The sequence below is a fragment of the Kitasatospora purpeofusca genome, assembly GCF_000718025.1.
Lineage (GTDB): Bacteria > Actinomycetota > Actinomycetes > Streptomycetales > Streptomycetaceae > Kitasatospora > Kitasatospora purpeofusca.
In genome coordinates, this window is sequence record NZ_JODS01000006.1 from 184165 (window position 1) to 206488 (window position 22324).

The 22324-nt window shown below is 71.6% G+C and carries 23 protein-coding genes; 11 read left to right on the top strand and 12 right to left on the bottom strand.

The genetic code is table 11. The features are described 5' to 3' along the window. Positions 1 to 16: 16 nt before the first annotated feature. From IF01_RS0112260 to sdhC, 4 genes are read right to left on the bottom strand one after another with little or no spacing between them, the layout of a single operon-like run. On the bottom strand, positions 17 to 790 hold the full coding sequence (locus IF01_RS0112260; RefSeq protein WP_030300553.1) for a succinate dehydrogenase iron-sulfur subunit: 774 nt from the start codon (positions 788 to 790) through the stop codon (positions 17 to 19). Further along, complete coding sequence (gene sdhA, locus IF01_RS0112265) at positions 790 to 2532, bottom strand: succinate dehydrogenase flavoprotein subunit (protein WP_030393382.1); 1743 nt, start codon at positions 2530 to 2532, stop codon at positions 790 to 792. Before sdhA ends, IF01_RS0112260 begins: the two co-directional genes overlap by 1 nt. 54 nt (positions 2533 to 2586) lie before the next feature. Then, positions 2587 to 3078 carry a succinate dehydrogenase hydrophobic membrane anchor subunit gene (locus tag IF01_RS0112270; RefSeq protein ID WP_030393383.1) on the bottom strand — a complete coding sequence of 164 codons (492 nt, stop codon included), beginning with the start codon at positions 3076 to 3078 and terminating at the stop codon, positions 2587 to 2589. 8 nt (positions 3079 to 3086) lie between these two features. Next, positions 3087 to 3467, bottom strand: a complete 381-nt coding sequence (sdhC, locus tag IF01_RS0112275; protein ID WP_037779669.1) for a succinate dehydrogenase, cytochrome b556 subunit — start codon at positions 3465 to 3467, stop codon at positions 3087 to 3089. Between the two features lie 321 nt (positions 3468 to 3788). Between sdhC and IF01_RS50960 the strand changes: the two genes are divergently transcribed. Further along, positions 3789 to 4589: a hypothetical protein gene (locus tag IF01_RS50960; protein WP_157855204.1), complete on the top strand. Its 801-nt coding sequence runs from the start codon at positions 3789 to 3791 to the stop codon at positions 4587 to 4589. A 35-nt stretch (positions 4590 to 4624) separates the two neighbouring features. On the opposite strand, the gene IF01_RS0112285 is transcribed toward IF01_RS50960, so the two are convergent. Further along, positions 4625 to 5110 carry a 2-oxo-4-hydroxy-4-carboxy-5-ureidoimidazoline decarboxylase gene (locus tag IF01_RS0112285; RefSeq protein WP_030393385.1) on the bottom strand — a complete coding sequence of 162 codons (486 nt, stop codon included), beginning with the start codon at positions 5108 to 5110 and terminating at the stop codon, positions 4625 to 4627. 333 nt (positions 5111 to 5443) lie between these two features. Beyond that, a complete protein-coding gene (locus IF01_RS0112290) occupies positions 5444 to 6187 on the bottom strand; it encodes an SDR family oxidoreductase (protein WP_030393386.1) in 744 nt (247 codons plus the stop codon). Between the two features lie 360 nt (positions 6188 to 6547). Here IF01_RS0112290 and IF01_RS0112295 point away from each other — a divergent pair, with 360 nt between their 5' ends. From IF01_RS0112295 to IF01_RS0112325, 7 genes are all read left to right on the top strand, one after another. Then, positions 6548 to 7801, top strand: coding sequence for an amidohydrolase (locus IF01_RS0112295; RefSeq protein ID WP_030393387.1), 1254 nt, complete (start codon positions 6548 to 6550; stop codon positions 7799 to 7801). Between the two features lie 266 nt (positions 7802 to 8067). Further along, on the top strand, positions 8068 to 9129 hold the full coding sequence (locus IF01_RS0112300; protein WP_030393388.1) for a BMP family lipoprotein: 1062 nt from the start codon (positions 8068 to 8070) through the stop codon (positions 9127 to 9129). A 348-nt stretch (positions 9130 to 9477) separates the two neighbouring features. Beyond that, positions 9478 to 11016 (top strand): ABC transporter ATP-binding protein, encoded by a 1539-nt coding sequence (locus IF01_RS0112305; RefSeq protein WP_051741296.1) that lies wholly within the window; start codon positions 9478 to 9480, stop codon positions 11014 to 11016. 4 nt (positions 11017 to 11020) lie between these two features. Further along, the gene (locus IF01_RS0112310; protein WP_051741008.1) at positions 11021 to 12178 is read left to right on the top strand and encodes an ABC transporter permease; all 1158 of its coding nucleotides are present in this window, start codon (positions 11021 to 11023) and stop codon (positions 12176 to 12178) included. Next, on the top strand, positions 12175 to 13440 hold the full coding sequence (locus IF01_RS49255) for an ABC transporter permease (RefSeq protein ID WP_030393391.1): 1266 nt from the start codon (positions 12175 to 12177) through the stop codon (positions 13438 to 13440). Before IF01_RS0112310 ends, IF01_RS49255 begins: the two co-directional genes overlap by 4 nt. Then, positions 13437 to 13844: a cytidine deaminase gene (locus tag IF01_RS0112320; RefSeq protein ID WP_030393392.1), complete on the top strand. Its 408-nt coding sequence runs from the start codon at positions 13437 to 13439 to the stop codon at positions 13842 to 13844. Before IF01_RS49255 ends, IF01_RS0112320 begins: the two co-directional genes overlap by 4 nt. Positions 13845 to 13974: 130 nt before the next feature. Next, the gene (locus IF01_RS0112325) at positions 13975 to 15252 is read left to right on the top strand and encodes a thymidine phosphorylase (RefSeq protein WP_030393393.1); all 1278 of its coding nucleotides are present in this window, start codon (positions 13975 to 13977) and stop codon (positions 15250 to 15252) included. A gap of 26 nt (positions 15253 to 15278) precedes the next feature. Here the strand turns inward: IF01_RS0112325 and IF01_RS45430 are convergent, their stop codons facing one another. From IF01_RS45430 to IF01_RS0112340, 4 genes are all read right to left on the bottom strand, one after another. Then, positions 15279 to 15641 carry a Uma2 family endonuclease gene (locus IF01_RS45430; RefSeq protein WP_341845484.1) on the bottom strand — a complete coding sequence of 121 codons (363 nt, stop codon included), beginning with the start codon at positions 15639 to 15641 and terminating at the stop codon, positions 15279 to 15281. A 24-nt stretch (positions 15642 to 15665) separates the two neighbouring features. Beyond that, positions 15666 to 15839, bottom strand: a complete 174-nt coding sequence (locus IF01_RS48190; protein ID WP_157855205.1) for a hypothetical protein — start codon at positions 15837 to 15839, stop codon at positions 15666 to 15668. Between the two features lie 30 nt (positions 15840 to 15869). After that, positions 15870 to 16547: an alpha/beta fold hydrolase gene (locus IF01_RS0112335; protein ID WP_030393394.1), complete on the bottom strand. Its 678-nt coding sequence runs from the start codon at positions 16545 to 16547 to the stop codon at positions 15870 to 15872. A 93-nt stretch (positions 16548 to 16640) separates the two neighbouring features. Next, on the bottom strand, positions 16641 to 17930 hold the full coding sequence (locus IF01_RS0112340; RefSeq protein WP_037779671.1) for an MFS transporter: 1290 nt from the start codon (positions 17928 to 17930) through the stop codon (positions 16641 to 16643). Between the two features lie 143 nt (positions 17931 to 18073). On the opposite strand from IF01_RS0112340, the gene IF01_RS0112345 reads away from it, so the two are divergent. The 3 genes from IF01_RS0112345 (at position 18074) to IF01_RS48195 (ending at position 20887) form a co-directional block, all read left to right on the top strand. Further along, entirely contained in the window at positions 18074 to 18991 is a 918-nt protein-coding gene (locus tag IF01_RS0112345) for a LysR family transcriptional regulator (RefSeq protein WP_030393396.1), read from the top strand. 185 nt (positions 18992 to 19176) lie between these two features. Further along, entirely contained in the window at positions 19177 to 20325 is a 1149-nt protein-coding gene (locus tag IF01_RS0112350; RefSeq protein ID WP_051755241.1) for an adenosine deaminase, read from the top strand. A 211-nt stretch (positions 20326 to 20536) separates the two neighbouring features. Next, entirely contained in the window at positions 20537 to 20887 is a 351-nt protein-coding gene (locus IF01_RS48195; protein WP_030393398.1) for a hypothetical protein, read from the top strand. Positions 20888 to 21046: 159 nt separating this feature from the next. On the opposite strand, the gene IF01_RS0112360 is transcribed toward IF01_RS48195, so the two are convergent. Beyond that, positions 21047 to 21229: a PspC domain-containing protein gene (locus IF01_RS0112360; protein WP_030393399.1), complete on the bottom strand. Its 183-nt coding sequence runs from the start codon at positions 21227 to 21229 to the stop codon at positions 21047 to 21049. Between the two features lie 151 nt (positions 21230 to 21380). Further along, positions 21381 to 22262: a MerR family transcriptional regulator gene (locus tag IF01_RS0112365; RefSeq protein WP_157855206.1), complete on the bottom strand. Its 882-nt coding sequence runs from the start codon at positions 22260 to 22262 to the stop codon at positions 21381 to 21383. Between the last annotated feature and the right edge of the window lie 62 nt (positions 22263 to 22324).

Below are 22324 nucleotides of genomic sequence, written 5' to 3' on the forward strand. Positions count from 1 at the left end.
GGCGTGGGGCTCGGGATCAGAAGCGGCGGGTGACCAGGGCGCGCTTCACTTCCTGGATCGCCTTGGTGACCTCGATGCCGCGGGGGCAGGCCTCGGAGCAGTTGAAGGTGGTCCGGCAGCGCCAGACGCCCTCACGGTCGTTGAGGATCTCCAGCCGCTGCTCCGCGCCCTCGTCGCGCGAGTCGAAGATGAAGCGGTGGGCGTTGACGATCGCGGCCGGGCCGAAGTACTGGCCGTCGTTCCAGAACACCGGGCAGGACGACGTGCACGCGGCGCACAGGATGCACTTGGTGGTGTCGTCGAAGCGCTCGCGGTCCTCGGCGGACTGCAGGCGCTCGCGGGTCGGCTCGTTCCCCTTGGTGATGAGGAACGGCATGACGTCCTTGTACGCCTGGAAGAACGGGTCCATGTCCACGATCAGGTCCTTGAGGACCGTCAGGCCCTTGATGGCCTCGATCGTGATCGGCTTCTCCGGGTTGACGTCCTTGAGCAGGGTCTTGCACGCCAGCCGGTTGCGGCCGTTGATCCGCATGGCGTCGGAGCCGCAGATGCCGTGGGCACAGGAACGGCGGTAGGTGAGGGTGCCGTCCTGCTCCCACTTGATCTTGTTGAGCGCGTCCAGGACGCGCTCCTTCGGGTCCATCTCCAGCTGGTAGTCGACCCACACCGGGTCCGGGTGCTCCTCCGGGTTGAACCGGCGGATCCGGACGGTGACGGTGATCAGCTTGGTACCGCCGGCCTCGGCCGCGTCCAGAGCGGCCGAGTGCTTCTCCATGGTCGGAGTGCTCATCAGTACTTACGCTCCATCGGCTGGTAGCGGGTCGTGACGACCGGCTTGTAGTCGAGGCGGATGGAGGTGCTGCCGTCGGCGGCGACCTCCTGGTACGCCATGGTGTGCTGCATGAACTTCACGTCGTCACGGGTCGGGAAGTCCTCGCGGTAGTGACCGCCGCGCGACTCCTCGCGGGCGAGCGCCGAGACCGCCAGGACCTCGGCCAGGTCGAGCAGGTTGCCCAGCTCGATGGCCTCCAGCAGGTCCGTGTTGTAGCGGAAGCCCTTGTCCTGGATCGAGACGTTCTTGTAGCGCTCCTTCAGCGCGGCGATGTCCTCGACCGCCTGCTTCAGGGTGGCGCCGGTGCGGTACACCATCGCGTTGGCGTCCATGGACTCCTGCAGCTCCTTGCGGATCTGCGCCACGGACTCGGTGCCGGTGGACTCGCGGAGCGAGTCGACCAGGTTCTGGACCAGCTGCTCCGGGTTCTCCGGCAGCGGGACGAAGTCGTTGGCGTCGGCGAAGCCCGCGGCGGCGAGGCCCGCGCGACGGCCGAAGACGTTGATGTCCAGCAGCGAGTTGGTGCCCAGGCGGTTGGCGCCGTGCACGGACACGCAGGCGACCTCGCCGGCCGCGTACAGGCCCGGGACGACGTCGGTGTTGTTGCGCAGCACCTCACCCTCGACGTTGGTCGGGATGCCGCCCATGGCGTAGTGCGCGGTGGGCTGGATCGGGATCGGGTCCGTGTAGGGCTCGATGCCGAGGTAGGTGCGGGCGAACTCGGTGATGTCCGGGAGCTTGGCGTCCAGCTGCTCCGGCGGCAGGTGGGTCAGGTCCAGGTAGACGTGGTCGCCGTCCGGACCGCAGCCGCGGCCTTCGCGGATCTCGGTGTAGATCGCGCGGGAGCAGACGTCACGGGACGCGAGGTCCTTCATGACGGGGGCGTAGCGCTCCATGAAGCGCTCGCCGTCCTTGTTGCGCAGGATGCCGCCCTCGCCGCGGGCGCCCTCGGTGAGCAGGATGCCCATCCGCCAGATGCCCGTCGGGTGGAACTGGAAGAACTCCATGTCCTCCAGCGGCAGGCCGCGGCGGTAGGCCACCGCCTGGCCGTCACCGGTGAGGGTGTGGGCGTTCGAGGAGACCTTGAACATCTTGCCGGTGCCGCCGGAGGCGAACACGACGGCCTTGGCCTGGAAGACGTGGATCTCGCCGGTGGCCAGCTCGTAGGCGACGACGCCGGCCGTGCGGCCCTCGTTGATCAGCAGGTCCAGGACGTAGAACTCGTTGAAGAACTCGACGCCGTGCTTGACGCAGTTCTGGAACAGCGTCTGCAGGATCATGTGACCGGTGCGGTCGGCCGCGTAGCAGGAACGGCGGACCGGGGCCTCGCCGTGGTTGCGGGAGTGGCCGCCGAAGCGGCGCTGGTCGATCCGGCCCTGCTCGGTGCGGGAGAAGGGCAGACCCATCTTCTCCAGGTCGAGGACCGCGTCGATGGCCTCCTTGCACATGATCTCGGCGGCGTCCTGGTCGACCAGGTAGTCACCACCCTTGACCGTGTCGAAGGTGTGCCACTCCCAGTTGTCCTCCTCGACGTTGGCCAGGGCGGCGCACATGCCGCCCTGGGCCGCGCCGGTGTGGGACCGGGTCGGGTAGAGCTTGGTCAGGACCGCGGTGCGGCTGCGCTGCGTCGACTCGATGGCGGCGCGCATCCCGGCGCCGCCGGCGCCGACGATGACGGTGTCGTACTGGTGAATCTGCATGGGGGGTTAACTCGCCTCTGGCCTCTGCCGATGTCCGATGTGGATGCTGTCGGCTCAGATGTTGGGATCGAAGGTGAAGATCACCAGGGTGCCGAGCAGCACGGTGAAGACCGTGGCGGTACCCATGAGGCCCTTCAGCCAGAGCCGGGTGGAGTCCTTCTCGGCGTAGTCGTTGATGACCTGACGCATGCCGTTGGCGCCGTGCAGCATGGCGAGCCAGAGCATGGTGAGGTCCCAGACCTGCCAGAACGGCGAGGCCCAGCGGCCGGCCACGAAGGCGAAGCCGATCTTGGAGACGCCGCCGTCGAGCACCAGCATGATCAGCAGGTGGCCGAGGATCAGCACCACGAGGACGATGCCGGACAGGCGCATGAAGAGCCACGCCAGCATCTCGAAGTTGGTACGGGTGCGGCGCGGGGTCTTCTTCGACCGCTGCCTGGCCGGTTCGATCACGAACGCGTCGGCCGGGTTGCCGGTGCCGAGACCCTTGCCGGTGTGCGCCTGGGCGGAGGGGACCACCAGAGCGTCGGAGATTTCCGTGGACATGTCTCAGATCACTTCCCGAACCAGGAGGTCAGCGTGTGCTGCAGGATCGGGTAGAAGGCGCCGGCCATGAGGACGACCCAGACTCCGACCACGGTCCAGAGCATCTGCTTCTGGTACTTCGGGCCCTTGGACCAGAAGTCGACGGCGACGACGCGCAGTCCGTTCAGGGCGTGGAACAGGATGGCGGCCACCAGGCCGTACTCCATCAGGTTCACGAGCGGCGTCTTGTACGTCTGAATGACGGTGTCGTACGCCTCGGGAGACACCCGCACCAGTGCGGTGTCCAGGACATGGGCGAACAGGAAGAAGAAGATGAGGACGCCGGTGACTCGATGAGCCACCCAGCTCCACATGCCTTCCCGGCCGCGGTACAGCGTTCCAGCCGGCACGGAAAAACCCTCCGGAAGCGATTGGGGGCTCGGCCGGCTTCGGTGTCGGTCAGCCCGGCCGGGTACGGTCCACCGGCCGCGAGCATCCTATCGACGCGTTGTCGGGAACCGCCTCCGGGGGTCCGAGGTGTGATCAATCAGGCACGACTGGCCTAGTCGGGCGGGAACCCGGGCGGGAATCGCGACGCAGAGTGACCGCTCGAGTGCTCCGGGTCGCGCTACGGTGGCCCACCCGTTCGCCGCCGACACCCCGCCGAGGCCCCCGTGCCGCACCGCGCCCCGCATCCCGCCCGTCCCGCCCGCCCGTCCGGCCCGCTGCCGGTGACCCAGCAACGGGCCGTCCCACCGCTGGCCGTCCCGCTGCTGGCCGGGGCACTGCTGCTCGCCGCCGGCTGCGCCGCCCCGGCGGGCGGCTCGTCCGACCGGGCCGCCGCCGCCCCGGCCCGGGAGCTGTCCGCCGCCGAACTGCGCGCCGCCGCGGTCACCGATGCCGAGCTGGGGCCCGGCTTCACCGTCACCGTGATCGCCCCCGGCCACGGCGAGACCGGCCCGGACGGCGGTCGGGAGACCGCCGACAAGCCGGTCTGCCAGCCGCTGCTGGACGCGGTGGCGCCGGCGGCGGGCCCGGCGAAGGCGGCCCGGGCGTCCGCCTCCCCGACCCCGGTTTCGGCGGTGCCGTACGCGGAGACCGATCTGAGCGTGGCCCTGGCCGCCGACCCCTCGGGGAGCCTGTACGGCGGGCTGCTCGGCTACCGGGGCGACCGGGCGGCCGAGCTGCAGGCGGAGCTGGAGGGACTGTTCGCTCCGTGTGCGGAGTTCGGCTCGACCGCGCCGCCGCCCCCGGCGGACCGGAGCCGCGGGACGACCCGGACCGGGCACCGGCTGAGCCGGAACGACACGCCCACGCCCGAGGGAGCCGACGCGGCGACGGGTTTCACCCTGACGAATGAATCCGGTGCGGTCGTGCTCGCGCAGCGTGCCGTCCTGGCGCGGGTCGGACCGGCCCTGGTGATGTTCAGCACGGTGGGCGTCGGCGCCGAGCCGGCCCCGGCACCGGACGAGCGCGTCGTCCGGCACCAGGTGGCCAAGCTGCGCGCGGCCCAGAAGGCCCGGAAGAGCTGAAGGCCCCGGGCGCCGAGGGCGCCCGGGGCGAGGGGTCAGCGGGCCCCGGCCCCGGACTGGGTGGCGACCAGGTGCTCCAACCGGGTGAGGGCGATCCGGCGCAGCTCGTCGGCGGCGACCAGGCGCTCCTCGTCGGGGTCGTTGGCGAGGCGGGTGCGGATCGAGCTGAGCACGGCGTCGAGCATCTCCTCGGGGTCGATGCCCTCCAGGCAGACCACGAAGACATGTCCGAACCGTGCCTCGTAGGCGGCGTGGGCGGCCCGGAGCGCGGTGTGCGCAGCCTGGCTGCCGGGTGCGCGCATGCCGAGGAGCGGCTGCGGCATCCAGCTCTCGTCCGCCAGTGCCTCGGCCAGGTCGGCCGGACGCAGGTCGTACGAGGCCTCGCTGGCGGCGGCGCGCAGGGACTCTATGTCGGGGTAGGGCCGGTGGGCGGTGAGCCGGAGGGCCCACCGGTGGCTGCCGCAGCAGGCGAGCAGGGCCTCCTCCGCGGCTCCGGCGTCGGCCTCGTTGAAACGGTGCAAGCCGAGGAGGGTCGGCTCGTCCCGGGGGTCGAGCCTCGGTGACGGAATCTCGCTGGCCAGCGGGTCCTCCTCGTGAGGGCGGGAAGGGGCCGGTGAAGTGGCGGTGACGGCAGGTGAAGTATGAGGCTGCGGAACGGCGTCCAACGCCCGCCCGGCCGCGGCTCAACGGTAGTTGAGCCGTCATCAGTTGGGGAGGGCGCACGCGGATTTCATCCGAACGAGCTATCAAGTTGTGACGTTGACACCTTCGTGTCAGCGCCCTCCCCTTCTTCATCTGCTACGACGCACCGCCTCCACCGCCCCCGACGCCGCTCCGGTCGGCCCGGCGCCGGGTCAGAGCTCGCGGTGGACCTTGTGGTTGGCGGCCTGGGCGCGGGGGCGGACCACCAGCAGGTCGATGTTCACGTGCGGGGGCCGGGTGACGGCCCAGGCGACGGTGTCGGCGATGTCCTCGGAGTCGAGCGGCTCGGCGACGCCGGCGTACACGGCGGCGGCCTTCTCCTCGTCGCCGCGGAAGCGGGTCACCGCGAAGCCCTCGGACTTCACCATGCCCGGGGCGATCTCGATCACCCGGATCGGCTCCCCGCACAGCTCCAGCCGGAGCGTCGCGGCGATGGTGTGCGCGGCGTGCTTGGCCGCGACGTAGCCGCCGCCGCCCTCGTACGCGGCGAGCGCGGCGGTGGACGACATCACCAGGACCGTGCCGTCGCCGCTCGCCCGCAGGGCCGGCAGCAGCGCCTGGGTCATGTGCAGCACGCCGAGCACGTTGACCTGGTACATGGCGAGCCAGTCGGCCGGGTCGCCGTGCTCCACGGTCTCCGCGCCGATCGCGCCGCCGGCGTTGTTCACCAGGACGTCCACCCGGCCGAGCCCGGCCGCGAAGGCGTCCACGGCGGCCCGGTCGGTGACGTCCAGGGTGTGGGCGCGGCCACCGATCTCCTTGGCCAGCGCCTCGATCCGGTCGGTCCGGCGGGCGGTCAGCACCACCTCGAAGCCCTCGGCGGCGAGGCGGCGGGCGGTCGCCGCGCCGATCCCACTGCTCGCACCGGTGACGACGGCCACCTTCTGCTGGGTCATTGCCACTCCTGGGATAGCCCGGTCGGTTCGGCCGATCATCTCAAGACCGCCGACGAGGGGCGCAGGCGCGGGGCCGCGGGGCCGGGTCGAACACTTCGCGGGGCCGCAGGGTCGGGTCGAACACTTTGAGCCAGGATTCGAACTGCCGGGAGCCGGGCACCGCCGCCGGAGCGTCCGCGAACCGCCCGGCCGGGAGTGGCGTGACCGCCGTCGCCGATGGTCGTTGCACTGGGCAGGCACCATGGGGAAGGCGGCTGAAACAAGATGTCATACCCACCGGCGCGGCCGGTATGCGCCCATCCGGGCAGTGATTTTCGGGAAGTCAGGCCAAATCCCCCCAACGGGCCTACCCTTGTTGAGATGAACCGTCGTGAGTCCGCCCAGTCGGCCGTCACCCTCACCGCTGCACGCCCCGCCGCCGGTCTCCGTGACCGGGTACGCGAGCTGGAGCCCGAGCTGATCGCCTTCCGGCGGGACCTGCACCGGCACCCGGAGCTGGGCCGCCAGGAGTTCCGTACCACCGGCCGGCTGCGCGACCGTCTGGTCGCGGCCGGCCTCGCCCCCCGGATCCTCCCGGGCGGCACCGGAATGCTCGTCGACATCGTTCCCGAGTCCGCCCCGCGCGGGGCGGAGTTCCTCGCCTTCCGCGCCGACATCGACGCCCTGCCGATCGACGACGCCAAGACCGAGGTGCCCTACCGGTCGAGCGTCCCCGGCCGGGCCCACGCCTGCGGCCACGACGTGCACACCTCGGTGCTGCTGGGCACCGCGCTGGTGCTCGCCGAGGCGGCCCGGACCGGTGAACTGCGCCGCCCGGTGCGGCTGGTGTTCCAGCCCGCCGAGGAGGTCATGCCCGGCGGCGCCCTGGACGTGATCGCGGCCGGCGGCATGGAGGGCGTCGGCCGGATCTTCGCCGTGCACTGCGACCCCAAGGTGGAGGTGGGCCGGATCGGCCTGCGGGTCGGGGCGATCACCTCGGCCTGCGACCGCCTGGTCCTGCACCTGGACGGCCCCGGCGGCCACACCGCGCGGCCGCACCTGACCACCGACCTGGTCACCGCGATCGCCAGGACCGCCGCCGAGCTGCCGGCCGCGCTGGCCCGCCGGATGGACCCGCGCTGGGGCGTCTCGCTGGTCTGGGGCCGGATCGCCGCCGGTTCCGCGCCCAATGTCATCCCGCAGCACGCCGAACTGGAGGGCACCGTCCGCTGCCTGGAGCTGGACGGCTGGCGGGAGGCGCCGGACCTGCTGCACGAGCTGATCGCCCGGCTCGCCGAGACCCACCGCGCCAAGTGGACGCTGGACTACCACCGGGGCGTGCCGCCGGTGGTGAACGAGGCGGGCTCGGTGGGCCTGCTGGACGCCGCGATGACCGCGCGCTTCGGCGGACCCGGGGCGACCGTGGTGGAGGACACCGAGCAGTCGCTCGGTGGGGAGGACTTCTCCTGGTACCTGGAGCACGCTCCCGGCGCGCTGGCCCGCCTCGGCGTGCGCACCCCCGGCGACACCGCCGTCCGCGACCTGCACCAGGGCCGCTTCGACGTGGACGAGCGGGCGATCGCGGTCGGGGTGGAGCTGTTCGCCGCGCTGGCACTGGAGCCCGGGACGCCCTGACACACGCCCTCGTACCGACCTGAACCGGACACCCGCACAGGGTGTCCGGTTTGTCGCAATACTGCCTTTATTTCGGGTTACGTACACTGGGCTGGGCCAGTTCCAATCACCCTCAGTGAAGGGGAAAGGGGTGTCGGGTGGACCGTGAGACCACGGTTTGGTAACAACCCGAATGCTCCGGCGGCCCGTAACACAACCGTGTTCTACGCGCGTTACGGTGGCGTCCGACCACGCTAAACGGGTGCGTGTGAGAAGGAGATATTCCCTTGCGCCGTTCTACTAAGCTCGCTGCGGTTGTGCTCTCGGGTTCCCTGGGCATCGCCTCGCTCGCCGCTTGCGGCGCAAAGAGCAATGACACTTCCGCCTCCTCCGGCGCCTCCGACGGTGCGCTGAAGGTCGGTATGGCCTACGACATCGGCGGCCGTGGCGACCAGTCCTTCAACGACTCCGCCGCCCGCGGTCTCGACCAGGCCAAGTCCCAGCTCGGTGTCGCCGTCACCGAGGCCGACGCCAAGACCGGCGAGGCCGAGGCCGACAAGGAGACCCGTCTCAAGAACCTGGTGACCGCCGGTTACAACCCGGTCATCGCGGTCGGCTTCGTCTACCAGGCGGCCGTCGAGAAGGTCGCCAAGGAGAACCCGAACACCAAGTTCGCGATCATCGACTCGGCGTCCGACACCCAGCCGAGCAACGTCACCTCGCTGACGTTCTCCGAGCAGGAGGGCTCCTACCTCGCCGGTGTCGCCGCCGCCCTCAAGACGAAGACCAAGCACGTGGGCTTCATCGGCGGTGTGCAGACCGAGCTGATCAAGAAGTTCGAGGCCGGTTACCGCGCGGGCGTCAAGTCCGTCGACCCGAGCATCCCGGTCGAGGTCACCTACCTGACCACCCCGCCGGACTTCTCCGGCTTCGCCGCCCCCGACAAGGGCAAGGAAGCCGCGCAGGGCCAGCTCGACAAGAAGGCCGACGTCATCTACACCGCCGCCGGCTCCTCCGGCAACGGTGCGATCGAGGCGGCCGCCGGCGCCGGCGCCCTGGCCATCGGTGTCGACTCCGACCAGGCCGCGCAGCCCGCCCTGGCGAAGTACAAGAACAGCATCCTGACCTCGATGGTCAAGAACGTCGACAAGGCCGTTTTCGCCTACATCGAGTCCGCCAAGAAGGGCCAGGTCTTCACCGGTGTGAAGAACTTCGACCTCAAGGCCGACGGTGTCTCGCTCGCCACCACCGGCGGCAAGATCGACGACATCAAGACCAAGCTCGACGAGGCCGCGGCCGGCATCAAGAACGGCGCGATCACCGTTCCGACCGACCCGTCCAAGATCTAAGGTCCACGGCTCGACCGGACGTCGTTGCCGCTGCCGCCTGCCCGGCAGCGCGATGATGGACGCGACATCAGGGAGGGGCCCGGAAGGGTGCGCTCAACGCGTACCCCCGGGCCCCGTCCCGTCCCCCCACCCTTTTCGCTTTTGGCCCTCCAGCGCAACGACGCGCCTCCAGACCACCAGGAGATCGCCATCACCGCATCCGACCCCGCCCCGACCACGGGCGGCAACCCCAGCGCGGGGACGGCGACACCGGCCGTCGAACTGCGCGGCATCACCAAGCGCTTCCCCGGCGTCGTGGCCAACCACGACATCAACCTCACCGTCCGCACCGGCACCGTGCACGCCCTCATGGGCGAGAACGGCGCCGGCAAGTCGACGCTGATGAAGATCCTCTACGGCATGCAGAAGCCGGACGAGGGCACCATCGCGATCAACGGCGAGCAGTGCGAGTTCAACACCCCCGGCGAGGCCATCGCGCGCGGCATCGGCATGGTGCACCAGCACTTCATGCTCGCCGACAACCTCACCGTGTGGGAGAACGTCGTCCTCGGCGGCGAGCACCTGTACGGCATCGGCGGCAAGGCCAAGGCGAAGATCAAGGAGATCTCCGACCAGTACGGCCTGGGCGTGCGCCCGGACGCCCTGGTCGAGGACCTCGGCGTGGCCGACCGCCAGCGGGTCGAGATCCTCAAGGTGCTCTACCGCGGCGCCAAGATCCTGATCCTCGACGAGCCCACCGCGGTGCTCGTCCCGCAGGAGGTCGACGCCCTGTTCGACAACCTGCGGGAGCTGAAGTCCGAGGGCGTCACCGTCATCTTCATCTCGCACAAGCTGCACGAGGTGCTCTCGGTGGCCGACGCGATCAGCGTCATCCGCCGCGGCACCACCGTCGGCGACGCGGACCCGAAGAGCGTCACCGCCCGCCAGCTCGCCGAGCTGATGGTCGGTGCCGAGCTCCCCTCCCCGGAGAGCCGCGAGTCCACCGTCACCACCGACGAGATGCTGCGCGTCGAGGGCCTGCGGATCGCCAAGACCGACGCCGAGGGCATCGAGCGCGTCGTCCTGGACGACATCTCGCTGCGCATCCACAAGGGCGAGATCCTCGGCATCGCCGGCGTCGAGGGCAACGGCCAGGCCGAACTGGTCGAGGCCGTGATGGGGATGCTGCCGCTGGACGGCGGCACCGTCACCCTGGACGGCAAGGACCTCTCCGGCACCCTCACCCGGGCCCGCCGCGAGGCCGGCATCGGCTACATCCCCGAGGACCGCCACCGGCACGGCCTGCTGCTGGAGGCCCCGCTCTGGGAGAACCGGATCCTCGGCCACGTCACCGAGCGGCCCAACTCCAAGGGCGTGCTGCTCGACCCGGCCGCCGCCCGCAAGGACACCCAGCGGATCGTCGAGGAGTACGACGTCCGCACCCCCGGCATCGAGGTCACCGCGGCCTCCCTCTCCGGCGGCAACCAGCAGAAGCTGATCATCGGCCGCGAGATGAGCCACGAGCCCAAGCTGCTCATCGCCGCCCACCCCACCCGCGGTGTGGACGTCGGCGCCCAGGCGCAGATCTGGGAGCACATCCGGGTCGCCCAGCGGGCCGGCCTCGCCGTGCTGCTGATCTCGGCCGACCTGGACGAGCTGATCGGCCTCTCCGACACCATCCGGGTGATCTACCGCGGCCGGCTGGTCGCCGACGCCGACCCGGCCACCGTGACCGCCGAGGACCTCGGCACCGCGATGACCGGTGCCGCCCAGGGCCACATCGAGTCCGAGCCGGAAGCGGTCGCCGAGGCGCAGGCCCTGGCGGCCGAGGGGACCGAGGCGCAGTCCGCGGCCCCGACCGACACCGCCCCCACCGACACCGCCGACGACCAGCAGGCGGGGGAGTAGCCACATGACCAGTCCCAACCCCGCCGCCAAGCCCGCGCGGGCGAAGCGGTTCGACGGCGAGAAGATCGTCCTCGCCCTCGCAGCTCCGGTGCTCGCCGTGCTGCTGTCCGTCGTGATCTGTTCCGTCCTCCTGGCGACCTCGGGCAAGAACCCGTTCGACGCCTGGAACGTGATGATCACGTACGCGACCAAGTCGGACGGCCAGGTGGCCATCCTCAACCGGTCCACCACGTACTACCTGGCCGCCGCGGCCGCCGCCTTCGGCTTCCGGATGAACCTCTTCAACATCGGTGTCGAGGGCCAGTACAAGGTCGCCGCGCTGTTCACGGCCTACATCGGCAGCCAGCTCGACCTGCCGTCGTTCATCCAGATCCCGCTGCTGCTGATCACCGCCATGCTGGTCGGCGGTCTGTACGCGAGCATCGCCGGTCTGCTGAAGGTCTTCCGCGGCGTCAGCGAGGTCATCTCGACCATCATGCTGAACGCCATCGCGGTCGCCATCGTCGGCCTGCTGCTCGTCCCCGGCATCTTCGCGCCGGAGAAGAAGGGCGCCAGCAACGCGATCCAGACCGCCCCGGTCTCGGAGTCCAGCCACTTCTTCGCGATCAACACCGACGGCGGCCCGCTCTACGGCTTCCTCTTCATCGCGATCCTGGTCGGCGTCGCCTTCCAGTTCACCCTGACCCGCACCCGCTTCGGCTTCGACCTGCGCGCCACCGGCCGCTCGGAGACCGCGGCCACCGCGTCCGGTGTGAACGTCAAGCGCATGATCGTCATCTCGATGGTGGTCTCCGGCGCGCTGGCCGGCCTGATCGGCCTGCCCGAGCTGCTGCAGAACTCGTACAACTACGGCCAGAGCTTCCAGGCGGGCCTCGGCTTCCTGGGCATCTCGGTCGCCCTGCTCGGCCGCAACAGCCCGATCGGCATGGCCTTCGCGGCGGTGCTGTTCGCCTTCCTCGACGCGACCGGCGCCCAGCTGCCGCTCCAGGGCGGCTTCCCGTTCGAGATCGTCCCGGTCATGCAGGGCACCATCGTCATCTGTGTCGTCGTCGCCTACGAGCTGGTGCGCCGCTACGGCCTCAAGCGCCAGCAGCAGAAGGTCGGCGCCGAGCTCGCCGCCCAGGCCGCCGCGGCCGCCGAGAAGAAGGAGGTGTCCGCATGAGCACGGCCACCGCTGCCCGCGCCAAGGCGCCGGGTGCTCCCGCCAAGAAGCGCAAGATGTCCTGGCCGGTGGTGCTGCTGCTGATCGCGGGCGCCCTGGTCCTCTTCTCGGTCGTCGGCGTCATCACCGGCAACCACTCGCTGACCTCCTCCGGTCAGGTCACCGCCGCGCTCAGCGCCGCCGTGCCGATCGGCATGGCCGGTCTCGGCGGTCTCTGGTCCGAGCGGGCCGGCGTCGTCAACATCGGCCTCGAAGGCATGATGGTCGCCGGCACCTTCTGCGGCGCCTGGGGCGGCTACCTGGTCAACCCGTGGTTCGGCCTGGTGGCGGGCATGCTCGGCGGTGCGCTGGGCGGTCTGCTGCACGCCGTCATCACGGTGACCTTCGGCGTCGACCACATCGTCTCCGGTGTCGGCGTCAACCTGCTGATCCCCGGCATCTGCGCCTACGTCAACCGGATCTACTACAAGGACTACATCTCCGCCGGTGCCGGCGCGAACCAGTCCCCGCCGGCCGATCCGCTGCCGTACATCACGATCCCCGGCCTCTCCTCGGGGCTGAAGGACATCGAGGCGCACCACTGGTTCGTGGTCTCGGACGTCGCCGGTGTGCTCGGCGGCCTGGTCACCAACATCTCGGTGGTCGTGCTGCTGGCCGGCGCGCTGATCGTGGCGAGCTACTTCGCCCTCTGGCGCACCGTGTTCGGCCTGCGGCTGCGCTCCTGCGGCGAGAACCCGACCGCGGCCGAGTCGCTGGGCGTCAACGTCTACAAGTACAAGTACCTCGCGGTCATCATGTCCGGCGCCTTCGCGGGCCTCGCCGGCGCGTACCTCTCGCTGGTCGCGGCCCACTTCTACAAGGACGGCCAGACCAACGGCCGAGGCTTCATCGGCCTCGCGGCGATGATCTTCGGCAACTGGATGCCGGGCGGCCTCGCCATGGGCGCCGGCCTGTTCGGCTTCACCGACAGCCTCCAGCTGCGCGACCCCGAGTCGGTGCACGCGCTGATCCTGGTGGTCGCCATCGCGATGGCGCTGCTGGCGGCCTGGCACCTGTACCGCCGCAAGCACACCGCGGCCCTGATCTCGCTGGTGGTCTCCGGCGGCCTGTTCGCCTGGTACTTCACCACCGACGAGGTGCAGCGCCCGCTGATCGTCGCCACGCCGTACGTGATCACCCTGGTGGTGCTCGCGCTGGCCTCACAGCGGCTGCGGCCGCCGAAGGCGGACGGTCAGATCTACCGCAAGGGCCAGGGCAAGTGACGTCCGCGGCCGAGGTGGCCGGGTCGGTCGACTGGGACGCGCTGCGGGCGGCGGCGCGCGAGGCGATGAGCCACGCGTACGCGCCGTACAGCAAGTTCCCGGTCGGCGCCGCCGCCCTGGTGGACGACGGCCGGACGGTCACCGGCTGCAACGTGGAGAACGCCTCGTACGGTCTGGCGCTGTGCGCCGAGTGCGGCCTGGTCTCCATGCTGCACGCGACCGGCGGCGGCCGGCTGACCGCGTTCACCTGTGTGGACGGGGCGGGCGAGCTGCTGATGCCGTGCGGCCGCTGCCGCCAGCTGCTGTACGAGCACGGCGGTCCGGACCTGCTGGTCGAGCTGCCCTCCGGGGTGCGGCCGATGAGTGAGGTCCTGCCCGACGCGTTCGGGCCGGAGCGCCTGTAGGCGCGGCTCTGGCACTGCCGTTTGTTACGCGCGTAGAGTGTCGCGAGTGGAGCCCTTCCGGGCCGACTCGCGGCACTCTTCGCCTTTTCCACCTCGCATGTTGAACCTCTCTTGGAGCAATGGAGCATCCATGGACGCCATCTCCGTCATCAGGACCAAGCGCGACCGCGGAGAGCTGAGCGATGCTCAGATCGACTGGGTCATCGACGCCTACACCCGCGGGGAGGTCGCCGACGAGCAGATGTCCGCGCTGGCCATGGCCATCCTGCTGAACGGCATGAACCCGGGCGAGATCAGCCGCTGGACGGACGCGATGATCCGCTCCGGCGTCCGGATGGACTTCTCCTCGCTGGCGCAGCCCACCAGTGACAAGCACTCCACCGGCGGCGTCGGCGACAAGATCACCCTGCCGCTCGCCCCGCTGGTCGCCGCCTGCGGCGCCTCGGTGCCGCAGCTGTCCGGTCGCGGCCTCGGCCACACCGGCGGCACCCTCGACAAGCTGGAGTCCATCCCCGGCTGGCGCGCCCTGCTCTCCAACGAGGAGATGCTCCAGGTGCTGCACGACGCCGGCGCGGTCATCTGCGCGGCCGGCGACGGCCTCGCCCCGGCGGACAAGAAGCTGTACGCCCTGCGCGACGTCACCGGCACCGTCGAGGCGATCCCGCTGATCGCCTCCTCGATCATGTCCAAGAAGATCGCCGAGGGCACCGGCGCGCTCGTCCTGGACGTCAAGGTCGGCTCCGGCGCGTTCATGAAGAACCTCGACGACGCCCGCGAGCTGGCCCGCACCATGGTCGGCCTCGGCACCACCGCCGGCGTCAACACGGTGGCCCTGCTCACCGACATGTCCACCCCGCTCGGCCTCACCGCGGGCAACGCGCTGGAGGTCCGCGAGTCGGTCGAGGTGCTGGCCGGCGGCGGCCCCGCCGACGTCGTCGAGCTGACCCTGGCGCTGGCCCGCGAGATGCTCGCCGCGGCGGGCGTGCACGGCAAGGACCCGGCCGACGCGCTGAGGGACGGCTCCGCGATGGACCACTGGCGCCGCATGATCTCCGCCCAGGGCGGCGACGTGGACGCCCCGCTGCCGGTCGCCCGCGAGCAGCACGTCATCCCGGCCCCGGCCTCCGGTGTGCTCACCACCCTGGACGCCTACGCCGTGGGCGTCAGCGCCTGGCGCCTCGGCGCGGGCCGTGCCCGCAAGGAGGACCCGGTGCAGGCCGGCGCCGGCGTCGAGATGCACGCCAAGCCGGGCGACACCGTGGTGGCCGGCCAGCCGCTGCTGACCCTGCACACCGACACCCCGGAGCGCTTCGAGTACGCGATCGAGGCCCTCACCGGCGGCATCGAGGTCTCCCCGGCCGGCACCGCGTTCACCCCGAACCCGATCGTGCTGGACCGCATCGCCTGACCACCGCCCCTGCGCACGTACGCCGCTCAGGCGTACGTGCGCAGGACACCGGTGTCGAGCGTCCACGGGCCCACGGTGATCGTGTCCCCGAAGGCGAACTCCTTGCGCGAGGTGTAGCCGGGCTCGTCGTGGACGATGCCGGTGCCCTTGCGGGGGTCGACCAGCAAGTAGAGCGGGATGCCCATGGCCGCGTGGTCGCGGACCTTGGCGTGATGGTCGGTCGCCGGATTCGCCATGGAGACGACCTCCACCACCAGCAGCACCTCGTGCGGCAGGAGAGCGGGTCCGTCGCTCTCCAACGCCGCTTCGGCGAACACCATCAGGTCGGGATTCCGGAGCCGGAGCCTGCCGCGGGCGGCGTCCTCCAGATCCGCTCCCCCGTGGGCGATGTGTCCGGGGTGGGTGCGGGGGAGCTAGGTGTTTAGTTGCCGCGCGATGTGGACGACCGCCCACTCGTGCCGTTCGACCGGTGGGAGTGCCAGTGTGATCATGCCGCCGGCGATCTCGACCTTCCCGACGCCGGGAATCCGCGGCAGCCGGTCGGCGCTCACCCGCAGCCGCGCGTACTCGGCGGGATCGATGCTCATGGCCGGAGGGTACCGGGAACGGCAGCTGCCTCAGTCGGCGGCGGTGAGGGCGAGCTTCAGGAAGTCCTCGGGAGCCTCGCGGACGAGGTCGTGGCCGACCGGGAGGGTGTGGACGGTCCAGGCCGGGTCGGTGCGCAGGCGGGCGAGGGTGTCGAGGAACGGGGTGTCCTCGAAGCGCTCCGCGTGCAGGTAGACCCGGGGGACGTCCAGGGCGTCGACGGCGCCGGTGAGGCGGATCCGCTGGAGCAGGGTGGCCAGCGGGTGCACGGTGGCGCGCGGGTCGAGGGCCGGGTGCAGGCCGACCAGGTTGCGGCCGCCGCCCGCCGCGGCGCCGGCCAGGTACCGCTGCTTCCAGACGTCGTTGACGATGTCGTACGCCGACTCGCCGTCGCGCGGCACGAAGGCGTCCGCGTAGACCAGCCCGGCGATCCGCTCCGGGGCCCGGTCGGCGACGCCGGAGGCGACCATGCCGCCGTAGCTGTGCGAGACGAGGACGGCGTCGGTGACCTGTTCGGCCTCCAGCAGGCCGAGCACGTCCTGGATGTGCGTCCCCAGGTCGACGGCCAGGGTGTTGAGGTGGCCGCGCTCGCTCACCCCGGTCAGCGTCACCGGGTACACCTCGTGCCCGGCGGCCCGCAGCCCCTCGGTGAGCGGCCGGTACCACCAACCGCCGTGCAGGGCGCCGGGGATGAGGACGAAGGTGGCCATGGTGGTTCCTTTGCTCGCACTGTGCCGGGTGGGACGTGGACAAAGCTACGGCGGATACCTGACAACGAACGTCAGGTATCCGCCGCAGATCGTTCAGCGGGCCGCGCGGAGGGCGCCGCGGCGGGCGCCCGCGTGGGCCCGGTGGGTGGCGTAGAGGGTGACGCCCGCGGCCAGGGCCATGGCGGTCAGGCCGATGGTGGCGGCGCCCGGCCAGCCGGTCGCGTGGTAGGCGTCGGCGCCGATCGTGCCGCCCAGGCTGTTGCCCAGGTAGTAGGCGATCAGATAGAGCGCGGAGGCCTGGGCGCGGCCCTCGGTGGCGGTGCGGCCGACGGCCGAGGAGGCGGTGGCGTGCCCGGCGAAGAAGCCGGCGGTGATCAGTACCAGTCCGAGCAGTGCCGCGAGCAGCGAGTCGGCGAGGGAGAGCAGCAGCCCGACGGTGGTGGTGCCGATCGCGACGTACAGCGCGCCGCGGCGGCCGAGCCGGCCGGCCAGGCGTCCCGCCGCCGCCGAGGTGGCGGTGCCGACCAGGTAGACCACGAAGATCGAGGCGGCGACGGACTCCGGCAGGTGGAAAGGCGCGGCGATCAGCCGGTAGCCGATGGTGTTGTAGACGGCGCCGAAGACGGCCATGAACAGCAGCCCCAGCGCGTACAGCCGCAGCAGCAGCGGGTTGCGCAGGTGGCGGCCGACGGTGCGGGCCAGGGCGCGGGCGTCCACCGGGGCCGGGGTGAAGTGGCGGGCGGCGGGGATCAGCAGCCGGAACGCCAGCACGGCCAGCAGGGCGAGGGCGGCGGAGGCGGCGAGCCCCCAGCGCCAGCCGAATCCGGCCGCGACCCAGCCGGAGAGCAGCCGGCCGCCCATGCCGCCGATGCTGTTCCCCGCCACGTACAGCCCCATCGCCGAGGCCAGCGCGGAGGGGTGGACCTCCTCGGCGAGGTAGGCCATCGCGGTGGCCGGCAGCCCGGCGAGCGCGGCGCCCTGGAGGGCGCGCAGCACGACCAGGGTGGTGAGGTCCGGCGCGAACGGCAGGGCGAGGGCGAGGGCGGCGGCGGCCAGGGTGGAGGCCGTCATCACGGCGGTGCGGCCGTAGCGGTCGGAGAGCGCGCTCGCGGGGAGCAGGCCGAGGGCGAGGCCGAGGGTGGCGGCGGAGGCCGTCCAGCTGGCCTGCCCGGGGGTGAGGCCGAGGTCGCCCGAGAGGACCGGCAGCAGGCCCTGGGTGGAGTAGAGGAGGACGAAGGTCGCGATCCCGGCCGCGAACAGGGCGAGGTTGGCGCGGCGGAAGGAGCGCTGGCCGGGACGGTGGCGGTCGTCCTTGCGGAGGACGGCCGGCTGGGCGAGGGCGTCCGAGGTGGCCAAGGACGCCCCGGTACTGGAGGGCTGCATGACGTCGAAGGTAGAACTGTCGTACTGATGCGTCCAATGCATGAACCGGCAATAATCCATACCTGGACGCATGAGCGGAGCGTACGGACGAGGGACGGGGTGCTGTGACGACCGGTGGTGGCGAACCGACCCTCCCGGCGGAGCTGGGGCCCGAGCTCCCGGCCGTTCAACTGGCGCCGAGGCTGGCCCAGTTCGCGGCCGTCGCACGGCTGGAGCATGTGACGCAGGCGGCGGAGCTGCTGGGCATGCCGCAGCCCACGCTGTCCCGGGCGGTGGCCCGGTTGGAGGCCGAACTGGGCGTCGACCTGCTGGCCCGTCAGGGCCGGACGGTCCGGCTGACCAGGGCGGGCCGGCTGCTGCTGGCCTCGGTGGAGCGGGCGCTGGCCGAGGTCGAGCGCGGCGCCGAGGCGGCGCGGGCGGAGGCAGACCCGCAGACCGGCCGGGTGGCGTTCGGCTTCCTGCACACCATGGGGACGGACACGGTGCCGGCCCTGCTGCGGGACTTCCGGCGGGCGTACCCGCAGGTCAGGTTCCAGCTGGTGCAGGACTACGTGGGCGCGATGCTGGACCGGCTGCGCGCGGGGGAGCTGGACCTCTGCCTGGTCTCGCCGCTGCCGGACGGCGACCCGGCGCTGGTGGCCCGCCGGCTGGACGAGCAGCGGCTGTACCTGGCCGTCCCGGCGGACCACCGGCTGGCCGGGCGGCGCCGGATCCGGCTGGCGGAGGTGGCGGAGGAGCCGTTCGTCGGGCTGGAACGCGGGTACGGGATGCGGGCGATCACCGACGGGTTCTGCGCGGAGGCCGGGTTCGTGCCGAGGCTCGCCTTCGAGGGGGAGGAGACGGAGACCCTGCGCGGGCTGGTCGCGGCCGGGCTGGGCGTGGCGCTGCTGCCGCCGGCGCTGGTGCCGCGGCCGGGGGTGGTGGAGCTGGAGGTGACGGCGCCGCGCACCCGGCGGGCGATCGGGCTGGCCTGGGCGGCGGGGCGGCCGGTGACCCCGCCGGTGGCGGCGTTCCGGGACTTCGTGCTGTCGCGGCGCGGGCGGTTGCTGGCGCACGACTGAGGGCGGCGGGGCGGCGGCCGCGGCGGCGTCGGGGCGGCCTCGGCGGCGGCGCGGCACCGGTCGGGGCGGGCGTCCTGCGGGCAGATGACCCGAATCGTCCGTTCGGTGGAATTCCCGGTGGACATTGGACGATTCGGCCCTGTGAACGGTGGCCTGTCTACGCGCGTAGGAGCTACACTCCCGCAATGGAGAAGCAGATCCCCGTCACCACCGCGGGCACCGGCCCCCGGATTCCCACCCCCGACCAGATCGCCCGCGCCCCGAAGGTGCTCCTGCACGACCACCTCGACGGCGGCCTGCGCCCCGAGACCGTGGTCGAGCTGGCCGCCGCCGTCGGCTACGAGGGCCTCCCCACCACCGACGCCAAGGAGCTCGGCGAGTGGTTCCGCGAGGCCGCGGACTCCGGCTCGCTGGTCCGCTACCTGGAGACCTTCGCCCACACCTGCGCCGTGATGCAGACCCGTGAGGCGCTGATCAAGGTCGCCGCCGACTGCGCCGAGGACCTCGCCGCCGACGGCGTCGTCTACGCCGAGGTGCGCTACGCCCCCGAGCAGCACCTGGAGCGCGGCCTGACCCTCGACGAGGTCGTCGAGGCCGTCCAGGAGGGCTTCCGCCTCGGCGAGGCCAACGCCCGCGCGGCCGGCCACCGGATCCGGATCGGCACCCTGATCACCGCGATGCGGCACGCCGCCCGTTCGCAGGAGATCGCCGAGCTGGCCAACCGCCACCGCGAGGGCGGCGTTGTCGGCTTCGACATCGCCGGTGCCGAGGCGGGCTACCCCCCCACCCGCCACCAGGCCGCCTTCGACTACCTCAAGGGCGAGAACAACCACTTCACCATCCACGCGGGCGAGGCCTTCGGCCTGCCGTCGATCTGGGAGGCCCTGCAGTGCTGCGGCGCCGACCGCCTCGGCCACGGCGTGCGGATCGTCGACGACATCACCGTCGAGGAGGACGGCACCGTCAAGCTGGGCCGCCTCGCCGCGTACGTGCGCGACAAGCGCATCCCGCTGGAGATGTGCCCCACCTCCAACCTCCAGACGGCCGCCGCCACCTCGTACGCCGAGCACCCGATCGGGCTGCTCAGCCGGCTGAAGTTCCGGGTCACCGTGAACACCGACAACCGGCTGATGAGCGGCACCAGCATGAGCCGCGAGTTCGGGCACCTGGTGGAGGCCTTCGGCTACACGCTGGGCGACATGGAGTGGTTCACCGTGAACGCGATGAAGTCGGCGTTCCTGCCGTTCGACGAGCGGCTCGCGATGATCAACGACGTGATCAAGCCGGGCTACGCCGAGCTCAAGGCGGAGTGGCTGTTCAGCAACGGCGCCTGAACCGCTTCCCGGTGGTCGGATGAACGCCCTGTTCCGTCAAGGAAATTGGCGTTCATCCGACTACTCCCTCGGGTGGGTGAACGGCCGTTGATCCTCGTGCGACCCAATCACTACGGTGTGCCAGTCATTGCTGACCGGCTGTGGTGGACGGGCCCCCGTTGCGCCAGTCGCGCGGGTCGGCCACCGACGAGGACCCAAGGGGACTAACCAGATGAAGCAGGCCACTCTCAAGGCCGCCGGCACCGCCGCGCTCGGCATCGCCATCGCCGCGGTCGGCGCCGGCGCCGCCTCCGCCGCCCCCGCGGCCGCCACCGGTGGCCTCGGGCTCCCGACCTCCCTGCTGACCAACCCGGCGGCCACCAACGCCGTCACCGACGCCGCGGGCAAGCTGCCGGTCGCCGACAAGGTCAGCGGCACGCTCGGCACCCTCGCCCCCAGCGCGGGCCAGGCCGCCGCCCCGGCCACCGGCAACCGGGCCGGCGTGCCCAGCGTTCCGGGCCTCGACAAGACCCCGCTGGGCGGTCTCACCCAGACCCTCCCGCTCCCGGGCCTCGGCGGCTGATCCCGCCCCGGCTCCGCACGGCCGGAAGGGGCCGTCCACTCCTCGACGGGAGTGGGCGGCCCCTTCCGGCCGTTCCGCAGGTGGTCCGACGTTGCTGTCCCGGTGTGCTGTCCGGTGCGGTGTCCCGGAGCGGTGTCCCGGAGCGTCCGGGCTCCGGCGTCACGCCTCCTGGGGGAGCAGCAGCCAGAGCGCCAGGTAGATCAGGAACTGCGGGCCGGGCAGCAGGCAGGACACCAGGAAGATGATCCGGACGGTCCACGGGGTGAGTCCGAAGCGCTCCGCGATCCCGGCGCAGACGCCGGCGATGACGCGGTTGTGGCGGGGGCGGGCGAGGCGGCTCATGGTGAACTCCGTTGCTCTGCGCCGGTGACCGGTCCCTCCGGCTGGCGTATCTCCATGCTCCTTCCTCGCGCCGCCCGATTCCTCCGCCCGCAAGGCGATCCTGTCCCTGACCTGCGTCGTCGGTGGGCAGTAGTCCCTCTCGGGGTTCCGCTCAGGGTCGCCCCGGAGATTGACGGGGGAGGGGAAGGGGAACCGCCACGTGGGGTGGTTGCCCGAGGCGGCGGAACGGGACGGTGACGTCCGAGCTGTGCTCGCGCGGCCCGGCGGCCCCGAAGTTCGGGTAGTACACCTCCCGGTTGCCGCCGCAGCGCTCGTACCCCCGCTCCGCGACCCAGCCGCCGACGGCGTCGTGGACGGCCGCCACCGCCGCGAAGTCCCGCTGCTCCCCGGTCAGTTCCGCGTACGCCTCGCGGTGGGCGGGGTGGATCCGCACCGAGATCAGGGCGGTCGGCTCCACGGCGTCCGGCGTCGGCGCGCACACCTCGACCGGGCCGTCGGACTCCTCGCTCACATGGCTGTGGAAGACGGTGAAGATCGGTCCGGACAGGCCCGCGCCGGTCGAGCCCAGATGGGCGAGGAGCAGTTCGCCGGCCTCGGCGAGGAAGCCGGCGAGTTCGGCGGCCGTCACGTGCCGCCGCACGCAGACCACCTTCTGCTCGGGAATGTCGCGTTCCGCGATCCGGTACATGGTCGAGGTCCTCCCCGCGAGTACGGCCCTGGCGTGGCCCACCGCCTGCCGACGGGCCCGGTGCGAGGACTCCTGCTCGCGCCAGTAGGCGTCCAGCAGCCCGGACGAGGCCCCGCCGTCCGCGTCGAGCACCGCCGCGATCCGCGCCAGCGGCATGCCGACGGCGCGCAGCAGCGCGATCCGGCGCGCCCGTTCGACCTGGGTGAGGCCGTAGCGGCGGACCCCGGTGTCCGGGTCGACCCGGGCGGGCGCCAGCAGCCCCCGGTCCCCGTACAGGCGCAGCGCCTTGGGGCTGAGCCTGGTCCGGGCGGACAGCTCGCCGATGGTGATCAAGTCCTCGTGCACGGCCCCACTCTGGGGCCTGGCCCTGGGGCAGGGGCAAGCGGCCGGGGCAAGCGGCGGGGGTT

Excerpts from the sequence above, each read along its gene's own strand:
- IF01_RS0112260 (WP_030300553.1), bottom strand. The coding sequence starts at position 790 with ATGAGCACTCCGACCATGGAGAAGCACTCGGCCGCTCTGGACGCGGCC.
- sdhA (WP_030393382.1), bottom strand. The coding sequence starts at position 2,532 with ATGCAGATTCACCAGTACGACACCGTCATCGTCGGCGCCGGCGGCGCC.
- IF01_RS0112270 (WP_030393383.1), bottom strand. The coding sequence starts at position 3,078 with ATGTCCACGGAAATCTCCGACGCTCTGGTGGTCCCCTCCGCCCAGGCG.
- IF01_RS0112290 (WP_030393386.1), bottom strand. The coding sequence starts at position 6,187 with ATGACCCAGCAGAAGGTGGCCGTCGTCACCGGTGCGAGCAGTGGGATC.
- IF01_RS0112295 (WP_030393387.1), top strand. The coding sequence starts at position 6,548 with ATGAACCGTCGTGAGTCCGCCCAGTCGGCCGTCACCCTCACCGCTGCA.
- IF01_RS0112305 (WP_051741296.1), top strand. The coding sequence starts at position 9,478 with ATGGGCGAGAACGGCGCCGGCAAGTCGACGCTGATGAAGATCCTCTAC.
- IF01_RS0112310 (WP_051741008.1), top strand. The coding sequence starts at position 11,021 with ATGACCAGTCCCAACCCCGCCGCCAAGCCCGCGCGGGCGAAGCGGTTC.
- IF01_RS49255 (WP_030393391.1), top strand. The coding sequence starts at position 12,175 with ATGAGCACGGCCACCGCTGCCCGCGCCAAGGCGCCGGGTGCTCCCGCC.
- IF01_RS0112325 (WP_030393393.1), top strand. The coding sequence starts at position 13,975 with ATGGACGCCATCTCCGTCATCAGGACCAAGCGCGACCGCGGAGAGCTG.
- IF01_RS48190 (WP_157855205.1), bottom strand. The coding sequence starts at position 15,839 with ATGAGCATCGATCCCGCCGAGTACGCGCGGCTGCGGGTGAGCGCCGAC.
- IF01_RS0112335 (WP_030393394.1), bottom strand. The coding sequence starts at position 16,547 with ATGGCCACCTTCGTCCTCATCCCCGGCGCCCTGCACGGCGGTTGGTGG.
- IF01_RS0112340 (WP_037779671.1), bottom strand. The coding sequence starts at position 17,930 with ATGCAGCCCTCCAGTACCGGGGCGTCCTTGGCCACCTCGGACGCCCTC.
- IF01_RS0112350 (WP_051755241.1), top strand. The coding sequence starts at position 19,177 with ATGGAGAAGCAGATCCCCGTCACCACCGCGGGCACCGGCCCCCGGATT.
- IF01_RS48195 (WP_030393398.1), top strand. The coding sequence starts at position 20,537 with ATGAAGCAGGCCACTCTCAAGGCCGCCGGCACCGCCGCGCTCGGCATC.
- IF01_RS0112360 (WP_030393399.1), bottom strand. The coding sequence starts at position 21,229 with ATGAGCCGCCTCGCCCGCCCCCGCCACAACCGCGTCATCGCCGGCGTC.